At 70.0% G+C, this 18,524-nt stretch carries 17 protein-coding genes and 1 pseudogene; 14 read left to right on the forward strand and 4 right to left on the reverse strand.

Annotated features, from left to right (window positions below):
- Nucleotides 1–7: 7 nt before the first annotated feature.
- Genes G6N37_RS05345 through hisI form a run of 3 tightly spaced genes read left to right on the forward strand, consistent with a single transcriptional unit; the run spans nt 8 to nt 1,939 of the window.
- Nucleotides 8–808 carry an inositol monophosphatase family protein gene (locus G6N37_RS05345; RefSeq protein ID WP_163676941.1) on the forward strand — a complete coding sequence of 267 codons (801 nt, stop codon included), beginning with the start codon at nt 8–10 and terminating at the stop codon, nt 806–808.
- Nucleotide 809: 1 nt separating this feature from the next.
- On the forward strand, nt 810–1,595 hold the full coding sequence (gene hisF, locus G6N37_RS05350) for an imidazole glycerol phosphate synthase subunit HisF (RefSeq protein ID WP_163676945.1): 786 nt from the start codon (nt 810–812) through the stop codon (nt 1,593–1,595).
- Nucleotides 1,592–1,939 carry a phosphoribosyl-AMP cyclohydrolase gene (hisI, locus tag G6N37_RS05355; protein WP_163676948.1) on the forward strand — a complete coding sequence of 116 codons (348 nt, stop codon included), beginning with the start codon at nt 1,592–1,594 and terminating at the stop codon, nt 1,937–1,939. Before hisF ends, hisI begins: the two co-directional genes overlap by 4 nt.
- Before the next feature lie 22 nt (nt 1,940–1,961).
- On the opposite strand, the gene G6N37_RS05360 is transcribed toward hisI, so the two are convergent.
- Nucleotides 1,962–2,273, reverse strand: a complete 312-nt coding sequence (locus G6N37_RS05360; RefSeq protein ID WP_232075475.1) for a WhiB family transcriptional regulator — start codon at nt 2,271–2,273, stop codon at nt 1,962–1,964.
- 309 nt (nt 2,274–2,582) lie between these two features.
- Between G6N37_RS05360 and G6N37_RS05365 the strand changes: the two genes are divergently transcribed.
- Nucleotides 2,583–3,674 (forward strand): calcium:proton antiporter, encoded by a 1,092-nt coding sequence (locus G6N37_RS05365; RefSeq protein ID WP_083171905.1) that lies wholly within the window; start codon nt 2,583–2,585, stop codon nt 3,672–3,674.
- 3 nt (nt 3,675–3,677) lie between these two features.
- Here G6N37_RS05365 and G6N37_RS05370 read toward each other — a convergent pair whose 3' ends face one another.
- Nucleotides 3,678–4,133 carry a peroxiredoxin gene (locus G6N37_RS05370; RefSeq protein ID WP_163676951.1) on the reverse strand — a complete coding sequence of 152 codons (456 nt, stop codon included), beginning with the start codon at nt 4,131–4,133 and terminating at the stop codon, nt 3,678–3,680.
- A gap of 50 nt (nt 4,134–4,183) precedes the next feature.
- Between G6N37_RS05370 and G6N37_RS05375 the strand changes: the two genes are divergently transcribed.
- From G6N37_RS05375 to G6N37_RS05420, 10 genes are all read left to right on the forward strand, one after another.
- Complete coding sequence (locus tag G6N37_RS05375) at nt 4,184–5,722, forward strand: anthranilate synthase component I (protein WP_163676954.1); 1,539 nt, start codon at nt 4,184–4,186, stop codon at nt 5,720–5,722.
- Nucleotides 5,715–6,404: a TIGR02234 family membrane protein gene (locus G6N37_RS05380; protein WP_163676957.1), complete on the forward strand. Its 690-nt coding sequence runs from the start codon at nt 5,715–5,717 to the stop codon at nt 6,402–6,404. Before G6N37_RS05375 ends, G6N37_RS05380 begins: the two co-directional genes overlap by 8 nt.
- A gap of 113 nt (nt 6,405–6,517) precedes the next feature.
- Nucleotides 6,518–7,336, forward strand: coding sequence for an indole-3-glycerol phosphate synthase TrpC (gene trpC / locus G6N37_RS05385; RefSeq protein ID WP_163676960.1), 819 nt, complete (start codon nt 6,518–6,520; stop codon nt 7,334–7,336).
- Between the two features lie 74 nt (nt 7,337–7,410).
- The gene (gene trpB / locus G6N37_RS05390) at nt 7,411–8,673 is read left to right on the forward strand and encodes a tryptophan synthase subunit beta (protein WP_163676962.1); all 1,263 of its coding nucleotides are present in this window, start codon (nt 7,411–7,413) and stop codon (nt 8,671–8,673) included.
- Nucleotides 8,670–9,482, forward strand: coding sequence for a tryptophan synthase subunit alpha (gene trpA / locus G6N37_RS05395; protein WP_163676965.1), 813 nt, complete (start codon nt 8,670–8,672; stop codon nt 9,480–9,482). Before trpB ends, trpA begins: the two co-directional genes overlap by 4 nt.
- A complete protein-coding gene (locus G6N37_RS05400; RefSeq protein WP_163676968.1) occupies nt 9,482–10,870 on the forward strand; it encodes a prolipoprotein diacylglyceryl transferase in 1,389 nt (462 codons plus the stop codon). The genes trpA and G6N37_RS05400 overlap by 1 nt, the downstream gene beginning before the upstream one ends.
- A gap of 58 nt (nt 10,871–10,928) precedes the next feature.
- Nucleotides 10,929–11,339 (forward strand): DUF2752 domain-containing protein, encoded by a 411-nt coding sequence (locus tag G6N37_RS05405; protein ID WP_232075477.1) that lies wholly within the window; start codon nt 10,929–10,931, stop codon nt 11,337–11,339.
- A 65-nt stretch (nt 11,340–11,404) separates the two neighbouring features.
- Entirely contained in the window at nt 11,405–12,823 is a 1,419-nt protein-coding gene (gene pyk / locus G6N37_RS05410) for a pyruvate kinase (RefSeq protein WP_163676974.1), read from the forward strand.
- Between the two features lie 35 nt (nt 12,824–12,858).
- Nucleotides 12,859–13,734 carry an acyl-CoA thioesterase II gene (locus G6N37_RS05415; RefSeq protein WP_163684640.1) on the forward strand — a complete coding sequence of 292 codons (876 nt, stop codon included), beginning with the start codon at nt 12,859–12,861 and terminating at the stop codon, nt 13,732–13,734.
- Between the two features lie 143 nt (nt 13,735–13,877).
- Nucleotides 13,878–15,275, forward strand: coding sequence for a bifunctional lysylphosphatidylglycerol flippase/synthetase MprF (locus tag G6N37_RS05420; RefSeq protein WP_163676977.1), 1,398 nt, complete (start codon nt 13,878–13,880; stop codon nt 15,273–15,275).
- Here G6N37_RS05420 and cydC read toward each other — a convergent pair.
- Together cydC and cydD are read right to left on the reverse strand one after the other, a co-directional pair.
- A pseudogene (cydC, locus tag G6N37_RS05425) lies at nt 15,188–16,920 on the reverse strand (thiol reductant ABC exporter subunit CydC). The gene G6N37_RS05420 and the pseudogene cydC sit on opposite strands and share 88 nt — an antisense overlap.
- The gene (gene cydD, locus G6N37_RS05430; protein ID WP_232075480.1) at nt 16,907–18,520 is read right to left on the reverse strand and encodes a thiol reductant ABC exporter subunit CydD; all 1,614 of its coding nucleotides are present in this window, start codon (nt 18,518–18,520) and stop codon (nt 16,907–16,909) included. The pseudogene cydC and the gene cydD overlap by 14 nt, the downstream one beginning before the upstream one ends.
- Between the last annotated feature and the right edge of the window lie 4 nt (nt 18,521–18,524).

An 18,524-nucleotide genomic window follows, 5' to 3' on the forward strand; every position in this document is an offset into this window, starting at 1 on the left:
GGCCGCGATGGACCTGGACGCGTTGGTCAAGAAGGCGTCGGCGATCCTCGACGACGCCACCGACCCGTTCCTTGCCGGCCACCGCGCCGATTCGGCGGTCCAGAAGAAGGGCAACGACTTCGCCACCGACGTGGACCTCGCGATCGAGCGGCAGGTGGTCGACGCGCTGACCGAGGCCACCGGAATCGGCGTGCATGGCGAGGAATTCGGCGGCAGCGACGTCGACTCGGAATGGGTGTGGGTGCTCGACCCGGTCGACGGCACGTTCAACTATGCGGCGGGATCGCCGATGGCGGGAATCCTGCTGGGGTTGCTGCACCACGGCGACCCGGTGGCCGGGCTGACGTGGCTGCCCTTCGTCGACCAGCGCTACACCGCGGTGGTGGACGGTCCGTTGATGAAAAACGGTGTCGCCCAGCCGTCGCTGGCCCCCGTCGACCTGACCGACGCCCTGATCGGTGCCGGCTCGTTCAGCGCCGACGCGCGGGGCCGGTTCCCGGGGCGCTACCGGATGGCGGTGCTGGAGAACCTCAGCCGGGTGTCGTCGCGCCTGCGGATGCACGGCTCCACGGGGCTCGACCTCGCCTACGTCGCCGACGGCGTCCTCGGTGGCTCGATCAGTTTCGGGGGCCACGTGTGGGACCACGCCGCGGGCGTGGCGCTGGTGCGTGCGGCGGGCGGCGTCGTCACCGACGTCCACGGTGAACCGTGGACCCCCGCGTCGGATTCCGCGCTGGCCGCGGGGCCACACGCGCACGCGGAGCTTCTCGAGATCCTGCGCAGCACCGGCCGACCGGAGGACTTCTGAGATGTCGTCGGGCAATGGCCTTGCGGTGCGGGTGATTCCGTGCCTGGACGTCGACGCGGGGCGGGTGGTCAAGGGAGTCAACTTCGAAAACCTGCGCGACGCGGGCGATCCCGTCGAGCTCGCCGCCGCCTACGACGCCGAGGGCGCCGACGAACTCACGTTCCTCGACGTCACCGCCTCGTCGTCGGGACGGGCCACCATGCTGGACGTGGTGCGCCGCACGGCCGAACAGGTGTTCATTCCGCTGACCGTCGGCGGCGGGGTGCGCACGGTCGCCGACGTCGACGTCTTGCTGCGCGCGGGCGCCGACAAGGTGTCGATCAACACCGCGGCGATCGCCCGGCCCGACCTGCTGGAGGAAATGGCGAGGCAGTTCGGCTCGCAATGCATCGTGCTGTCGGTCGACGCCCGCACGGTGCCGCCGGGTTCGGTGCCCACGCCGTCGGGCTGGGAGGTCACCACCCACGGCGGGCGCCGCGGGACGGGGATCGACGCGGTCGAATGGGCCTCCCGCGGCGCCGATCTGGGCGTGGGGGAGATCCTGCTGAACTCCATGGACGCCGACGGCACCAAGGCCGGCTTCGACTTGCCGATGCTGCGGGCGGTGCGCTCGGCGGTCACGGTGCCGGTGATCGCCAGCGGCGGCGCCGGCGCGGCCGAGCACTTCGCGCCCGCTGTCGCCGCCGGCGCCGATGCGGTGCTGGCGGCCAGCGTTTTTCACTTCCGGGAGTTGACCATCGGCCAGGTGAAGGCGGCCATGGCGGCCGAAGGGATCACCGTGCGATGACGCTCGACCCGCAGATCGCCGCGCGCCTGAAGCGCAACGCCGACGGCCTGTTCACCGCCGTCGTGCAGGAGCGCGGAACCGGCGACGTGCTGATGGTCGCCTGGATGGACGACGCGGCGCTGGCCCGCACGCTCGAAACCCGTGAGGCGACGTACTTTTCGCGCTCCCGCGGCCAGCAGTGGGTCAAGGGCGCGACTTCGGGGCACACCCAATTCGTGCACTCGGTGCGGCTGGACTGCGACGGCGATGCCGTGCTGTTGACGGTCGACCAGGTGGGCGGCGCCTGCCACACCGGCGACCACAGCTGCTTCGACGCCGACGTGCTGCTGCAACCGGAGTGCTAGGTGCGCTGCGGCCCCCGCGGCACTAATTCGCGGTGCGACGCTGGCGCTGGGTCGCGGCCAGGAAGTCGACCCAGGACACCACCTCGGAGTGCTGCCTGAGCAGGGCACGCCGCTGGCGTTCGGTCATCCCGCCCCAGACGCCCCATTCGACCCGGTTGTCGAGGGCATCGGCGCCGCACTCCAGGATTACCGGGCAGTGCCGGCAGATGGTTGCGGCTTTTCGCTGGGCGGCGCCGCGGACGAACAATCCGTCCGGGTCGCCGGTCCGACAGAGGGCTTGAGAAACCCAGTCAGCGCGATCCTCGTGCTTGACACTGCGGAGATGGTTGTGCAGTGGGCTCTCGGCGCCACTTTGTGCGGTGATTCGGGTAGCTAACACCGCTCCCCCCTTCACTCCGGCCGCTGAGGACCGGTTTCGATATTTTCCGTGCTATCCCTCCGGCTGAGCCCGTACAAACCTGAGGCCAATGTTGCGACGGTATGAAACGCCGCCGGGCAAACGTAGGGGCTTTGGTCGCAAGCATCCGGGGACTTTGGTTCATGGACCTCGCGGCATCGGTGCCGGCGCGGGCCCGCGCTTCGGGATCGCGGTCGATCGGGGAGAAGTCGCCCGATCGGGCGCCGTCGATGACAATGGCGGTCGATGTTGAGACGGGTGTCGTGGACCGCGGTCGTGCCGTTGCTTGCCGTCGGCGTGCTGGCGGTGATCTGGGGCGAGCCGCTCGGGCCGGCATTGGCCGCGCTGGCGGCGGCATTTCTCATCGGCGCCGTGCTGGCCGCGGTGCATCACGCGGAGGTGGTCGCTGCCCGGGTCGGCGAGCCATTCGGGTCGCTGGTACTCGCGGCCGCGGTGACGGTGATCGAGGTGGCCCTGATCGTCGAGCTGATGGCGTCGGGAGGCAACGAGGCCGCGACGCTGGCCCGGGACACCGTTTTCGCCGCGGTGATGATCACCACCAACGGCATAGCCGGTCTGTCGCTGCTGCTGGGTTCCCGGCGCTACGGCGTCACGCTGTTCAACGCCGAGGGCACGGGCGCCGCGCTGGCGACCCTCACCACCCTGGCGACGCTGAGCCTGGTGCTGCCCGCGTTCACGACCAGCGGCCTGGGCAAGGAGTTCTCGCCCGGACAGCTCGCCTTCGCGGCGGTCGCCTCGCTGCTGCTCTACCTGGTCTTCGTCTTCACGCAGACGGTGCGGCACCGCGACTTCTTCCTGCCGGTCGCGCAGAAGGGCCAGAAGCGGCTGTTCGAGGACGAGAGCCATGCGGAGCCGCCGAGTCGCGGCGCGGCGCTGGGCAGCCTGGGACTGCTGCTGGTCGCCCTGCTCGCGGTGGTGGGGCTTGCCGAGGAGGAGTCGCCGGCCGTCGAGAGCGCGGTGACGGCGGCGGGATTCCCGCAGTCCTTCGTCGGCGTCGTCATCGCCTCGCTGGTGCTGCTGCCGGAAACCCTCGCTGCGGTCCGTGCGTCGCGGCAGGGCCGCATCCAGATCAGCCTGAACCTGGCCTACGGCTCGGCGCTGGCGAGCATCGGGCTGACCATCCCCGCGATCGCGCTGGCGTCGATCTGGCTGAAGGGACCGCTGGCGCTCGGCCTGGGCGCCATCCAATTGGTGCTACTGGCGCTGACCGTCGTGATCAGCATGCTGACGGTGGTGCCCGGCCGGGCCACCCGGCTGCAAGGCGAACTGCACCTGGTGCTGCTCGCCGCCTACGTGTTCCTGGCGATCAGCCCCTGACGCTCAGCGGGCCCGCAGGGTCTCCAGCGCCTTGTCCGCGTGGGTGTCCATGTTGAACTCGCTGGAAATCACGTCGAGCACCGTGCGATCGGTGTCGATGACGAAGGTGGTGCGCTTGACCGGTATCAGCTTGCCGAGCAGGCCGCGCTTGACGCCGAATTGCGCGGCGACGGCGCCGTCGGTGTCCGACAGCAGGGGATAGTCGAACTTCTGCATGTCGGCGAACTTGGCCTGCTTCTGCACGGGATCGGCGCTGATACCGACCCGGTTGGCGCCCACGGCGGCGAATTCCGCGGCCAGGTCCCGGAAGTGGCAGGCCTCCTTGGTGCAGCCCGGCGTCATCGCGGCGGGGTAGAAGAACAGCACCACGGGTCCGCCGGCGAGCAGGCCGCTGAGTCTGCGTGGCGTGCCCGTCTGATCGGGAAGTTCGAAGTCCGCGACGGTGTCACCAGGTTTCATGGTCGACACGCTACGCCCGGGCTGATCAGCCCGTCTGCGAGGATGGTTCGGTGCACGCCCACCTCGCCGCGACGACCTCACGAGAGGACTTCCGCCAGCTCGCAGCCGAGCACCGCGTGGTTCCGGTGACCCGTAAGGTGCTGGCCGACAGCGAGACGCCGCTGTCGGCCTACCGCAAGCTCGCCGCCAATCGCCCGGGCACCTTCCTGCTGGAATCCGCCGAGCACGGCCGATCCTGGTCGCGGTGGTCGTTCATCGGCGCGGGCGCGCCGTCGGCCCTGACCGTCCGCGACGGCGAAGCGGTCTGGCTGGGGGCGGTTCCGCAGGACGCGCCCACCGGCGGCGACCCGCTGCACGCGCTGCGGGCCACCCTCGAGCTGCTGGCCACCGGCACCCTGCCCGGGCTGCCGCCGCTGTCCGGCGGCATGGTCGGCTTGTTCGCCTACGACATGGTGCGGCGCTTGGAACGCCTACCCGAGCTGGCCGTCGACGACCTGCACCTGCCGGACATGCTGCTGCTGCTGGCCACCGACGTGGCCGCGGTCGACCACCACGAGGGCACCATCACGCTGATCGCCAACGCGGTGAACTGGAACGGCACCGACGAGCGGGTCGACGAGGCCTACGACGACGCGGTCGCCCGCCTGGACGTGATGACCTCGGCGCTCGGCCAGCCGCTGCCGTCCACGGTCGCCACGTTCGACCGGCCCGAACCGCGGTACCGCGCGCAGCGCACCGTCGAGGAGTACGGGAAGATCGTCGACTACCTCGTCGACCAGATCGCCGCCGGCGAGGCCTTCCAGGTCGTGCCCTCCCAGCGCTTCGAGATGGACACCGATGTCGATCCGATCGACGTGTACCGGATGCTGCGGGTCACCAACCCGAGCCCCTACATGTACCTGCTGCATGTCCCGAACGACAGTGGGGGAACCGACTTTTCGGTCGTCGGATCCAGCCCGGAGGCGTTGGTCACCGTCCACGACGGCTGGGCGACGACGCACCCGATCGCCGGCACCCGGTGGCGTGGGCAGACCGACGAAGAGGATCAGCTGCTCGAGAAGGAACTGCTGGCCGACGAGAAGGAGCGGGCCGAGCACCTGATGCTGGTCGACCTGGGCCGCAACGACCTGGGCCGGGTCTGCGCGCCGGGCACCGTGCGGGTCGAGGATTACAGCCACATCGAGCGCTACAGCCACGTCATGCATTTGGTGTCGACGGTGACCGGGATGCTCGCCGAGGGCCGCACCGCCCTGGACGCGGTGACGGCCTGCTTCCCGGCCGGGACGCTGTCGGGCGCGCCGAAGGTGCGGGCCATGGAGCTGATCGAGGAGGTCGAGAAGACGCGGCGCGGCCTCTACGGCGGCGTCGTCGGCTACCTCGACTTCGCCGGCAACGCCGATTTCGCGATCGCCATCCGGACCGCGCTGATGCGCGACGGCACCGCCTATGTGCAGGCCGGCGGCGGGGTGGTGGCCGACTCCAACGGTCCCTACGAGTACACCGAGGCTTCCAACAAGGCGCGCGCGGTGCTCAACGCGATCGCCGCCGCCGAGACGCTGACCGCCCCCGAGGCCGACCGCCATGACTGAGACCCGGCCCGGCCGGCGGGCCCGGTTGGCCGTCGGGGTGGCCCAGGTGTTGCTGGTGGCATCCGCGGCGGCGCTGTGGGCGGCGTCCCGGCTGCCGTGGGTGGTGATCCGGTCGTTCGACGGGCTGGGTCCGCCGCGGGAGGTGACGCTGTCCGGCGCGTCGTGGTCCACGGCGCTGCTGCCGTTGGCGGTGCTCATGCTGGCGACGGCCGTGGCGGCGATCGCGGTGCGCGGCTGGCCGTTGCGCGCGCTGGCCGGGTTGCTCGCGGTGGCCAGCCTGGCCGTCGGATACCTCGGTGTCAGCCTGTGGGTGCTCCCGGACGTCGCCGTGCGCGGGGCCGACCTGGCGCACGTCGCGGTGATGACGCTGGTAGGCAGCGAACGGCGCTACGTCGGCGCCGGCATCGCGGTCGGCGCGGCGGCGTGCACCCTGGTCGCGGCCATCCTGTTGCTGCGGTCGGCCGGCGATTCGGGGTCGGCGCGGCTGAGCGCGGAAAAGTACGCGGCGCCCGCGACGCGCCGCTCGAATGCCCTACGCGACGACGCCGATGGCGCGATGCTGGAGAAGCCGGAGACGCCGGAAATGTCGGAGCGGATGATCTGGGACGCGCTTGACGAGGGCAGTGATCCAACGCGGGACCCGACCGATCGGCCCCGCGACTCGGACACCGAGGGTCGGTGACGGGCCGCGAGCCGAGGGCCGCTACCCTTCATTCACGTCGTCGCGATCGGCTCGGGTCTGTCAGGTTGGCCGTGGGATGACGATGTGTGACAGCGTGAAGGGAAGCAACAGGCATGAGTCCGGCTACCGTGCTTGACTCCATCCTCGAGGGAGTCCGGGCCGACGTTGCCGCGCGCGAAGCCCTCATCAGCTTGTCCGAAATCAAGGCCGCCGCCGCCGCCGCGCCGCCGCCGCGTGACGTGATGGCCGCCCTGCGCGAACCCGGCATCGGCGTCATCGCCGAAGTCAAGCGCGCCAGCCCGTCGGCGGGTTCCCTGGCCACCATTGCGGATCCGGCGAAACTGGCCCGGGCGTACGAGGACGGTGGGGCCCGGATCATCAGCGTCCTGACCGAGGAGCGGCGGTTTCACGGCTCGCTCGACGACCTCGACGCGGTCCGCGCCGCGGTCTCGATACCGGTGTTGCGCAAAGACTTTGTCGTGCAGCCCTATCAGATCCACGAAGCCCGCGCGCACGGCGCCGACATGCTGCTGCTCATCGTCGCCGCGCTGGACCAGTCGGCCCTGGTGTCGATGCTGGACCGCACCGAATCACTGGGGATGACGGCCCTGGTCGAGGTGCACACCGAGCAGGAGGCCGACCGGGCGCTGAAGGCGGGGGCCAACGTAATCGGTGTCAACGCACGCGATCTCGCCACCCTGGAGGTCGACCGGGATTGCTTCGCGCGCATCGCTCCCGGGCTGCCCAGCAACGTGATCAGGATCGCCGAGTCCGGTGTCCGTGGCACCGGGGATCTGCTGGCGTATGCCGGCGCCGGTGCGGACGCCGTGTTGGTCGGCGAGGGTCTGGTCAAAAGCGGTGACCCGCGCGCCGCGGTCGCGGACCTGGTCACCGCGGGCACCCACCCGTCCTGTCCGAAACCGTCCCGCTAGTCGCGACGTCACGTGAAGAGCCCCGGCGCCGAAACGTTGAACCTCATGAGCCATCCCCGCGTAGAGCCTTGGTGATGGTCAACATATCCCGCCCGGACCTTCCCCTTCCGAGTGCAGCCGTCGCCGAACCCACCCGCCACGAACCCGATGCGGGTGGCCATTTCGGCGTATACGGCGGGCGCTACGTCGCGGAGGCGTTGATGGCGGTGATCGAAGAGGTCACCGCCGCCTACGAGAAGGAACGCATCAACCCCGATTTCCTGGACACCCTCGACGACCTGCAGGCCAACTACGCCGGCCGCCCGTCGCCGCTGTACGAGGCCACCCGGCTGTCCGGGCATGCCGGCTCGGCGCGGATCTTTCTCAAGCGAGAAGACCTGAACCACACCGGTTCTCACAAGATCAACAATGTCCTCGGTCAGGCGTTGCTGGCGAAGAGAATGGGCAAGACCCGGGTCATCGCCGAGACGGGTGCCGGCCAGCACGGCGTCGCCACGGCCACCGCGTGCGCCCTGCTCGGACTGGAGTGTGTCATCTACATGGGCGCGGTGGACACCGCGCGCCAGGCGCTCAATGTGGCGCGGATGCGGCTGCTCGGCGCCGAGGTGGTGTCTGTCCAGAGCGGCTCGAAAACGCTCAAAGACGCCATCAACGAGGCGTTTCGCGACTGGGTTACCAACGCCGAGCGCACCTACTACTGCTTCGGCACCGCGGCGGGCCCGCATCCCTTTCCGGCGATGGTGCGCGATTTCCAGCGCATCATCGGGTTGGAGGCGCGCGTGCAGATCCAGGCCCAGGCGGGCCGGTTGCCCGACGCGGTCGTGGCCTGTGTCGGTGGTGGATCCAACGCCATCGGCATCTTCCACCCGTTCATCGACGATCCGGGGGTGCGCCTGGTCGGCTTCGAGGCGGCCGGCGACGGCGTCGAAACCGGAAGGCACGCCGCGACATTCGCCGGCGGCTCACCCGGTGCCTTTCAGGGGTCGTTCTCTTACCTGCTGCAGGACGAGGACGGGCAGACCATCGAATCGCATTCGATCTCAGCGGGTTTGGACTATCCGGGGGTGGGCCCCGAGCACGCGTATCTGAAGGAGATCGGGCGTGCCGAATACCGGCCGATCACCGACGCCGAGGCGATGGACGCGTTCGCGCTGCTCTGCCGCACCGAGGGCATCATCCCGGCCATCGAGTCGGCGCACGCGGTGGCGGGTGCGGTCAAGCTGGGCCAGGAGATGGGGCAGGGCGCCATCATCGTGGTGAACCTGTCGGGCCGGGGTGACAAGGACGTCGAGACGGCCGCGAAATGGTTCGGCCTGATGGGGCCCGGCGAGCGATGACGGTGGAACAGAGGCAAGCCAGCAGGCTCGGACCGGTCTTCGACGCGTGCCGCAAGGAGAATCGCGCGGCGCTGATCGGCTACCTGCCCACCGGCTACCCCGACGTGCCCGTATCGGTCGACGGAATGCTGGCCCTCGTCGAATCCGGTTGCGACATCATCGAAGTCGGTGTGCCCTATTCGGATCCGGGCATGGACGGGCCGACCATCGCCCGGGCCACCGAGGTCGCGCTGCACGGGGGAGTACGAGTCCGGGACACGCTCGCCGCCGTTGAGGCGATCGGCGCGGCCGGCGGGCGTGCGGTGGTGATGACGTACTGGAACCCGGTGCTGCGGTACGGGGTCGACGCGTTCGCGCGGGATCTCGCGTCGGCCGGAGGGCACGGCCTCATCACTCCGGACCTCATCCCCGACGAGGCCGGGCAGTGGCTGGCGGCAGCGGAGGAGCATCGGTTGGATCGCATTTTCCTGGTGGCACCGTCGTCGACGCCGCAACGGTTGGCGATGACGGTCGAGGCATCGCGGGGATTCGTCTACGCTGCTTCCACGATGGGGGTAACCGGAGCGCGTGACGCGGTGTCGCAGGCCGCGCCCGAACTGGTGCAACGGGTGAAGGCGGTGTCGGACATACCCGTCGGCGTCGGCCTGGGCGTGCGCTCACGCGAGCAGGCCGCGCAGATCGGCAGCTACGCCGACGGCGTCATCGTCGGTTCGGCGCTGGTGTCGGCGCTCGGCGACGGTGGGTTGCCCGCGTTGCGGGCGCTGACCGAGGAGCTGGCCGCCGGTGTCCGGCAGAGGGCGTCCGCCTGATGACGATGTTGCCGGAATACTTTCCCAGTCCTCCCCAGGGTGTCTGGCACCTCGGCCCGCTGCCCATTCGCGCCTACGCGTTGTTCATCATCACCGGCATCGTGGCGGCGCTGCTGATCGGCGACCGGCGCTGGGAGGCCCGCGGCGGGCAGCGCGGAGTCATCTATGACATCGCGCTGTGGGTAGTGCCGTTCGGACTGGTCGGCGGCCGGCTTTATCACCTGGCCACCGACTGGCGAACCTATTGGGGACCGGGCGGCGCCGGGTTGGGTGCCGCGGTGCGCATTTGGGACGGCGGCCTGGGCATCTGGGGCGCGGTAGCCCTCGGCGGCGTCGGCGCCTGGATCGCTTGCCGGCGTCACGGCATTCCGCTGCCTGCCTTCGGCGACGCGATCGCGCCGGGAATCATTCTGGCGCAGGCCATCGGCCGGCTCGGCAACTACTTCAACCAGGAGCTCTACGGCCGGGAAACCACACTGCCGTGGGGTCTGGAGATCTTCTACCGCCGCGACCCCTCGGGATACATCGACCCCCATTCGCTGGACGGTGTCTCGACGGGGCAGGTGGCGCTCGTCGTCCAGCCGACCTTCCTCTACGAATTGATTTGGAACGTCCTGGTTTTCGCCCTCTTGATCTACGCGGACCGACGGTTCAGGCTGGGCCACGGGCGGCTGTTCGCACTGTATGTGGCCGCCTATTGCATCGGGCGCTTCGGCGTGGAGTTGCTGCGCGACGACACCGCCACCCACATTGCGGGCATCCGGATCAATTCGTTCACATCGACTTTCGTGTTCATCGGCGCCGTGGTGTACCTCATGGTGGCGCCCAAGGGGCGGGAGGACCCCGAGAGCCTGCGCGGCACCGGTCACGTTGCCGAGGAGGAGCCCGCGGAGGCGGTGCCGGCGGACGAGTCACCGACCGTCGTCTCGGCTGAGGCGCCGACTACGGCGGTCGCGGCGGGTGCCGGCGGAGACGACGATGAACCCGCCCCCACGCCGGCTGAGGATGAGACTCCCGAGGACGCCGAGCCCGAGACCGTCAAAGCGGAGGCCGCGGAAGAGCCCGAAGCCGAGGAGTCGGAAGCGGAACAGGCCGAGCCCGAAGCCGAGGAGTCGGAAGCGCAAGAGCCCGAAGCCGAAGCCGAGGAGCCCGAAGCGGAGGAGCCGGAAGCCGCCGAACCGGAAGCGGAGGAGCCGGAAGCCGCCGAACCGGAAGCGGACGAAGAGCCGGAAACGGAAGAGGCCGAGGAGTCGGAGGCCGAAGGCGAAGAGCCGGACGAAGACTCCGAACCGGTGCAGGAGCCCGGCGAAAACGCTTCCGCCACCGAGCCGCAGACGCAAACCCGCGGCCGGTGGAGGCTGCGAAGGAACCGGTCGTCGAACCCCTGATGGCCGCGCGGTCTGGCATGCTGAACACGTGACGCAGCCCAACCCCGCCGGACGAGCGGTGGAACAGTGTCACGGACCGCGCCGTCGGCGCCGGTACGCCGCGGCCGGTACCGCGTTGGTGCTGGGCGGCGCACTCGGCTACGTCGGCCTGGTCGACCCGCACGACACGAATTCGCTGTATCCGCAGTGCCCCTTCAAGTTGCTCACCGGCTGGAACTGCCCGTTCTGCGGTGGTCTGCGCATGACGAACGACCTGCTGCACGGCGACCTGCTCGCCGCCATCAACGACAATGTCTTCCTGCTCGTCGGCATCCCGCTGCTGGCCGGATGGCTGCTGACGCGTCGCCGCAGCGGCAAACCGGCGCCGTCGACGCCGGTTTGGCTGACGATGGTGGTGGCCGTCATCGCATGGACGGTGCTGCGTAACCTGCCCGGCTTCCCGCTTTTTCCGGCGATTAAGAGTGGTTAGGCGCCCAGAGCGCGAACCCCGTTCGGTCGGACCGGGCGGCCCGCACGCGACTATGCTGTGTCGGCGTGAGTAGACGCGGGAAGATCGTCTGCACCCTTGGCCCTGCGACGAATTCGGACGAAGTGATTCTGGCGCTGGTCGAGGCCGGAATGGACGTCGCCCGGCTGAACTTCAGTCACGGCGACTACTCCGACCACAAGGCCGCCTACGAGCGGGTGCGGGCCGCTTCCGACACCACCGGCCGCGCGGTCGGTGTGCTCGCCGACCTGCAGGGCCCGAAGATCCGGCTGGGGCGTTTCGCCACCGGGTCCACGTACTGGGCCGACGGCGAAACCGTGTGCATCACCGTCGCGGACTGCGAGGGCACCCACGACCGCGTGTCGACCACCTACAAGAAGCTGGCCGCGGACGCGACGGTCGGGGACCGGGTGCTGGTCGACGACGGCAAGGTCGGGCTCGTCGTCGAGCGCATCGACGGCGACGACGTCATCTGCACCGTCGAAGAGGGCGGCCCCGTCAGCAACAACAAGGGCATCTCGCTGCCCGGCATGAACGTGTCCGCGCCGGCCCTGTCGGAGAAGGACATCGAGGACCTCGCCTTCGCGTTGGAACTCGGTGTCGACCTGGTCGCGCTGTCATTCGTGCGTTCGCCGTCCGACGTCGAATTGGTGCACGAGGTGATGGACCGGATCGGGCGGCGGGTGCCGGTGATCGCCAAGCTGGAAAAGCCGGAGGCTGTCGACAATCTGGAAGCGATCGTGCTGGCCTTCGACGCCATCATGGTGGCCCGCGGCGACCTCGGCGTCGAGCTGCCCCTCGAAGAGGTGCCGCTGGTGCAGAAGCGGGCCATCCAGATGGCCCGGGAGAACGCCAAACCCGTCATCGTGGCGACCCAGATGCTCGACTCCATGATCGAGAACTCACGGCCGACGCGCGCCGAGGCCTCCGACGTCGCCAACGCGGTGCTCGACGGCGCCGACGCGGTGATGTTGTCCGGCGAAACGTCGGTCGGGAAGCATCCGTTGGTGGCCGTCCGCACCATGTCGCGGATCATCTGCGCGGTTGAGGACAACTCGACCGCCGCCCCGCCGTTGACGCACGTGCCGCGCACCAAGCGCGGCGTGATCTCCTATGCCGCCCGCGACATCGGCGAGCGCCTGGACGCCAAGGCGCTGGTCGCGTTCACCCAGTCCGGCGACACCGTCAAGCGGCTGGCACGCCTGCACACCCCGCTGCCGCTGCTGGCCTTCACCGCGTGGCCCGAGGTGCGCAGCCAGCTCGCCATGACCTGGGGCACCGAGACGTTCATCGTGCCGATGATGACCTCGACCGACGGCATGATCCGCCAGGTCGACAAGTCGCTGCTCGAACTCGGCCGCTACAAGCGCGGCGACCTGGTGGTGATCGTCGCCGGCGCGCCACCTGGCACAGTGGGTTCGACCAACCTGATCCATGTGCACCGGATCGGGGAGGACGACGTTTAGCGCCAAGCCCATAGGACCCAGTAGGAGACGCCGCGATCAGCACCAATTCTGATTTCGAGGAACTGCTGGCGGTTCTCGACCTCAACCGCGTCACCGATGAGCTCTTCGTCGGATCGCACCCCAGCAAGAACCCGATGCGGACCTTCGGCGGGCAGCTCATGTCGCAATCGTTCGTCGCGAGCAGCCGCACGCTGGTCCGGGACGACCTGCCGCCCAGCGCGCTGTCCGTGCACTTCGTCAACGGGGGTGACACCGCCAAGGACATCGAGTTCCACGTCACCAGGCTGCGGGACGAGCGGCGCTTCGCCAATCGGCGGGTGGACGCGGTGCAGGACGGTGTGCTGTTGTCCTCGGCGATGATCTCCTACATGTCCGGCGGCCGCGGCCTCGAACACGCCGTCGACCCGCCGCAGGTGGGCGAGCCCGAAACGCAGCCGTCGATCGGCGAGCTGCTCCGCGGTTACGAGGAGACCGTCCCCCACTTCGTCAACGCCCTGCAGCCGATCGAGTGGCGCTACACCAACGACCCGGCCTGGGTGATGCGCGAGAAGGGCGACCGGCTGCCGCACAACCGGGTCTGGATGAAGGCGGGCGGCATCATGCCCGACGACCCGGTCCTGCACACCGCGACCATGGTGTACTCCTCGGACACCACGGTGCTGGACTCGGTGATCACCACCCACGGCCTGTCGTGGGGTTTCGACCGCATCTTCGCCGCCTCCGCCAACCATTCCGTGTGGTTTCACCGGCAGGTCGACTTCGACGACTGGGTGCTGTATTCGACGTCATCGCCGGTGGCCGCGGATTCGCGGGGGCTCGGCACCGGCCACTTCTTCGATCGCTCCGGGCAGGTCGTCGCCACGGTGGTGCAAGAAGGAGTGCTGAAATACTTTCCGCCCGCCCGCCGATAGACAGGGCGGAATACCCGCAGGACATCGCCGTGATTTGGGCCCGGCAGGGCCGAGGCCGCGCGTATGTTCGTAGCAGCCGGGTATTCGGTGCAGTGGCGGCAAACAGCCGCCCAGCTGGAACATCAGCGCATCGGGAGGTGAGTGTGAGCGGCCCTTTGGTCGACGTCTCAGCGAAGGCCCGCGCGCGGGAACGCGTGGTCGTCTCGGTCGATTCGCGGGCGGCCCGGTTGATCGGTGCGCTGGCCCTGCTCAGCGCCACCTGCTGGTTGGCGGAAATCCTTGTTCGCCACCACGACCAGCCGGCGTGGCACTACACCGACCGGTTGGCCTGGTCGCTGACGGTTCTGGTCGCGGTGGCGTGGATCGCGCGCGGCATCTTCCTGGGCCGTCCGGTCACGGTCACGCACGCCGCCGCCGCCGGCTTCTTCGTGCTCGCCGGGCTGGGCCTGCACGTGCTGGCCTTCGACCTGCTCGGCGACGTGGTGATCGCCAGCTCCGGTGTGGTGCTGATGTGGCCGACGTCGTCGCATCCGCGTCCCGGGGATCTGCCCCGGGTCTGGAAACTGATCCAGGCCACCGCGGACGATCCGCTGGCGCCGTTCGCGATGCAGACCGGCAAGAGCTACCACTTCACCGCGGACGGCAGCGCGGCGCTGGCCTACCGGACGCGCCTGGGCATCGCCGTGGTCGGCGGCGACCCGATCGGCGACGAGACCCGATTCCCCGAGCTGGTCGCCGACTTCGCCGCCATGTGCCATACCCACGGGTGGCGCATCGCGGTGGTCGGCTGCGGTGAGCGGCGGCTCGACCTGTGGAACGACGCCGCGGTGATCGGGCAGTCGTTGCGCGCCGTGCCGATCGGGCGCGACGTCGTGGTCGACGTCACCGATTTCGACATGGTGGGGCGCAAGTTCCGCAACCTGCGCCAGGCGGTGCAGCGCTCCCACAACTGCGGCATCACCACCGAGATCGTCGGGGAGCAGGAACTCAGCCCCGAGCAACTGGCCGAGCTGACCGACGTGGTGCGGGCGTCGAGCAAGGGGGCCCACACCGATCGCGGATTCCACATGAACCTTGACGGTGCGCTGGAGGGCCGGTTCCCCGGCATCCAGCTGATCGTCGCCAGGGACGCCTCGGGCAAGGTGCAGGGGTTCCACCGGTACGCGACGGCCGGCGGCGGCAGCGACATCACCCTCGACGTGCCGTGGCGCCGGCGCGGGGCGCCCAACGGCATCGACGAACGGCTCAGCGTCGACATGATCATGGCCGGGAAAAACAATGGCGCACAACGGCTTTCGCTCGCGTTCGCGGCCTTCCCGGAGATCTTCGACGAGAAGAATCGCAGCCGCGCCCAGCGCGTCTTCTATCGGTTGATCCATGTCCTCGACCCGTTGATCGCGCTCGAGTCGCTGTACCGGTACGTGCGCAAGTTCCACGCCCTGGACGCCCGGCGCTACGCGCTGATCTCGCTGACGCAGATCGTCACGTTGTTGATCGTGTTGCTCTCGCTGGAGTTCATGCCGCGCCGACGACACCTCTGAGCGCATCGATGCGCAGTTCGCGACAGCCGATGTCGTTGGGAAGGTGGTGGGTGGCCACCACCACGGTCCGATCGGCGGACATCAGAACGGAATTCGGCCCCAACAGGTCGCGCAGCATCGGTTCGGCGTCCGCGGCGTCCAGGTGTTCGGTCGGCTCGTCGAGCAGCACGATCCGCGCGGGTGAGAGCACCGCCCGCGCCAGCAGCAGCCGCCTGCGCTGACCGCCCGAAAGCGCTTGCGCGCCGCCGGTCAGCACCGTCGACAGGCCCGCGGGCAATCCGGCGAGCCAGTCGCCGAGCCCGACCGTATCCAGCGCGACCTCCAGTTCGCCGTCCCGGCAGTCCCCGCGGGCGACCAGCAGGTTGTCCCGGACGGTGGTGGCGAAGACGTGCGCATCCTCGGCGAAAAAGCCGACGGCGGCGCGCAAGTCCTCTTCCCGAAGGTCGATCACGTCGATGCCGTCGAGCGTCACCCGTCCCTCCAGCGGCGGCAGCAGCCCGGCGAGCGTCATCAACAGCGTGGTCTTGCCGCAACCGCTGGAACCGGTGACGGCCAGCCGGGCGCCCGGGGGCAGATCCAGGGTGACGCGGTTCGAGCGGGTCGCCGCCGCGTGCCCGGACCGGATGTCGGCGGACAACTTGGCGGTGCCGGCGGCTCCCGGCGGGGCCGCCGGCTGCTCGGGCCGGCCTGAGTCGTCGGTCGTCAGATCGAGCAGCCGGCGCGCGGCGATGCGCGACCGCGTCAGCTGGACCGCGGCGGCCGGCAGCGGGGTCATCGCCTCGAACGCCGACAGCGGCAACAGCATGAGGACCGCGAGTGTGGTGGGCGCGACCGACGGCGCCAAGCCGATGCCCGCCACCACCGCGCCGAGCACGCTGGCCCCGATCGCGGCGGTCGGCACCGCTTCGGCGACGGCGGCCGGCCTGGCGGCGGCGTCCAGTGCGGCGCCCCAGGCGCGTTGGCGGCGTTGCGATTCGGCGATGACGCGAGGAAGAAGGCCGGCGACGCGGAGCTCGGGCGCGTGTTCCAGCGCGATCATCGCCGCCGTGTCACGCTGCGAATGATGCTGCCGGGCAAGGGTTTCCTGCCTGGCGGCGGCCTTGCCCGCGAGCCGCGGCGCGACGAGGCCCGCGACCAGCAGGCAGATCGCCAGCACCGCCGCGGCCGGCAGCGAGATGGCCGCGACCACCGCGGTCGCCGCCAGCCCCAGCACCACCGCGACGCCGATGGGCACCACGGCACGCACCAACACGTTGGCCAGTTCTTCGACGTCGGAGCCCACGCGCGCGACGAGCTCGCCGCTGTGCAGCCGAACGGCGGCCGCCGCGGGCCCGTGCGCCAGCCGCTGATAGATCGCCGCGCGGGCGGTTCCGGCCGCGCGTAGCGCGGTGTCGTGGGTGACCAGCCGCTCGCAGTAGTGCAAGACGCCCCGCGATATCGCGAGCGCGCGCACCGCGACGGCCGCGACCGACAGGTCCAGCACCGGCGGCATCTGCCAGGCCCGGGTGATGAGCCAGGCCGAGACGCCCGCCAGCGCGAGCGCGCTGCCCAGCGACAGGACGCCCAGCGCGATGGCCGCCACGATGCGGGGGAGCCGCGACCGCAGCAGCGCCGCGGCCGCCAACAGCGGATCAGACTGGGGCATAACGCGCTCCACTGTCGGCGGCCACTTCGACCACCCGGTCACCGATGGCGAGGACCGGCTCGCGGTGCCCGACGACGACCACGGTCGCACCGGCCCGGGCGCGCTCGACGATCGCCCGCAACACGCGGTCCTCGGCGCGGGTGTCCAGGTGTGCGGTGGGCTCGTCGAGCAATAGCACGGCCGCCGTCGATCCGAGCGCCCGGGCCAGGCCCAGCCGTTGGCGCTGCCCCAGTGACAGTCCGACGCCGCCGCGGCCGAGCACGGTGTCCAGCCCGTCAGGCAGCTCGGCCAGCACCGTATCGAAACCGGATGCCGCGCATGCCCTTTCGAGGTCGTCGAGCTCACCGAACAGCACCAGGTTGTCCCGGACCGTGCCCGGGACCAGCGCCGGTCGCTGCGGAAGCCAGGACAACTGCCGCCACCATGCGCCGGGCTCCAGGTCGGCCACGTCGACTCCGGCCACGGTGACCCGGCCGGAGGACGGCACGGTGACCCCGGCGATTGCCTGCAGCGTGGTGGTCTTGCCCGCGCCGTTGCGCCCGGTCAGCACCGTCACCGAGCCGGGTTCGACGACCGCGGTGAGGTCGCGCGGCGCGTGGCCGTCGCGGCCGGCGACGCTGAGCCCCTCGAGGCGGATCTGGGCCCCGCGGGCGGTGACCGTGCGCTCCCGGGTCTTTGCGGGGGTCGGCTCGCCGATGAGGGCGAAGGCCTTGTCGGCGGCGGTCCGTCCATCTTGCGCGGCATGGAATTCCACGCCGATGCGGCGCAACGGCCAGTACACATCGGGTGCCAGCAACAGCACCGTGAGGCCGGTCGCCAGCGTCATCTCGCCGAACACCAGGCGGAGGCCGATCCCGACCGCGATCAGCGCCACGCCCAGGGTCGCCAGCAGTTCCAGCACCAGCGCCGACAGGAAGGCGATCCGAAGCGTCGCCATGGCCGAGCGGCGATGCGCGGCAGCGAGTTCGGCGATGCGGCGTTCCGGTCCCCGGCCGCGTCCCAACGCCCGCAGGGTGGGGATGCCGGCGATGAGGTCGAGCAAGCGCCCCTGCAACGTCGTCATGGCGGCCAGCGCCGCGGCGGACCGGTCGGCGGTTGCCAGCCCGATGAGCACCATGAAGATCGGTATGAGCGGCAAGGTGATGGCCACGATCGCCGCCGATTTCAGGTCGTAGACCGCGATCATGGCGACGGTCGCCGGTGTCAGGATCGCGGCGAGCAGCAAGGTGGGCAGGTACCCGGTGAAGTAGGGTCGCAGGCCGTCGAGGCCTCGGGTGACCACCACCGCGGCCTCATCGCGTTGGGCCGCGAGTTCACCGGGCTGGCGGGCGGTGACCGCCGTCAGCACCTGACCGGACAGATCGGCGATGACCGAGCTGGCGCCCCGTTGGCCCAGGCGGCCCTGCAGCCACTGCGCCAGCGTGCGAACGGTCCACAGCGCCAACAGGATCGACAGTGGCCCGAGCCACGCCCGCAGGCTGTGCGACGAGCGATCGTTCACGGCGCGGGCGACCACGCCCGCCAGCACGATCGCCGAGCCGATCGCGCAGCCGGCGATCACCACCCCGCAGCAGACCGTCGCGGTCAGGTAGCGGCGCAACGCG

The organism is Mycobacterium seoulense, assembly GCF_010731595.1.
In the GTDB taxonomy this organism is placed as follows: Bacteria; Actinomycetota; Actinomycetes; order Mycobacteriales; family Mycobacteriaceae; genus Mycobacterium; species Mycobacterium seoulense.

What these genes read in the sequence shown, in the direction of transcription:
- G6N37_RS05345 (WP_163676941.1), top strand. Translation starts at nt 8, where the DNA reads ATGGACCTGGACGCGTTGGTCAAGAAGGCGTCGGCGATCCTCGACGAC.
- hisF (WP_163676945.1), top strand. Translation starts at nt 810, where the DNA reads ATGTCGTCGGGCAATGGCCTTGCGGTGCGGGTGATTCCGTGCCTGGAC.
- hisI (WP_163676948.1), top strand. Translation starts at nt 1,592, where the DNA reads ATGACGCTCGACCCGCAGATCGCCGCGCGCCTGAAGCGCAACGCCGAC.
- G6N37_RS05365 (WP_083171905.1), top strand. Translation starts at nt 2,583, where the DNA reads ATGTTGAGACGGGTGTCGTGGACCGCGGTCGTGCCGTTGCTTGCCGTC.
- G6N37_RS05370 (WP_163676951.1), bottom strand. Translation starts at nt 4,133, where the DNA reads ATGAAACCTGGTGACACCGTCGCGGACTTCGAACTTCCCGATCAGACG.
- G6N37_RS05380 (WP_163676957.1), top strand. Translation starts at nt 5,715, where the DNA reads ATGACTGAGACCCGGCCCGGCCGGCGGGCCCGGTTGGCCGTCGGGGTG.
- trpC (WP_163676960.1), top strand. Translation starts at nt 6,518, where the DNA reads ATGAGTCCGGCTACCGTGCTTGACTCCATCCTCGAGGGAGTCCGGGCC.
- trpB (WP_163676962.1), top strand. Translation starts at nt 7,411, where the DNA reads ATGGTCAACATATCCCGCCCGGACCTTCCCCTTCCGAGTGCAGCCGTC.
- trpA (WP_163676965.1), top strand. Translation starts at nt 8,670, where the DNA reads ATGACGGTGGAACAGAGGCAAGCCAGCAGGCTCGGACCGGTCTTCGAC.
- G6N37_RS05400 (WP_163676968.1), top strand. Translation starts at nt 9,482, where the DNA reads ATGACGATGTTGCCGGAATACTTTCCCAGTCCTCCCCAGGGTGTCTGG.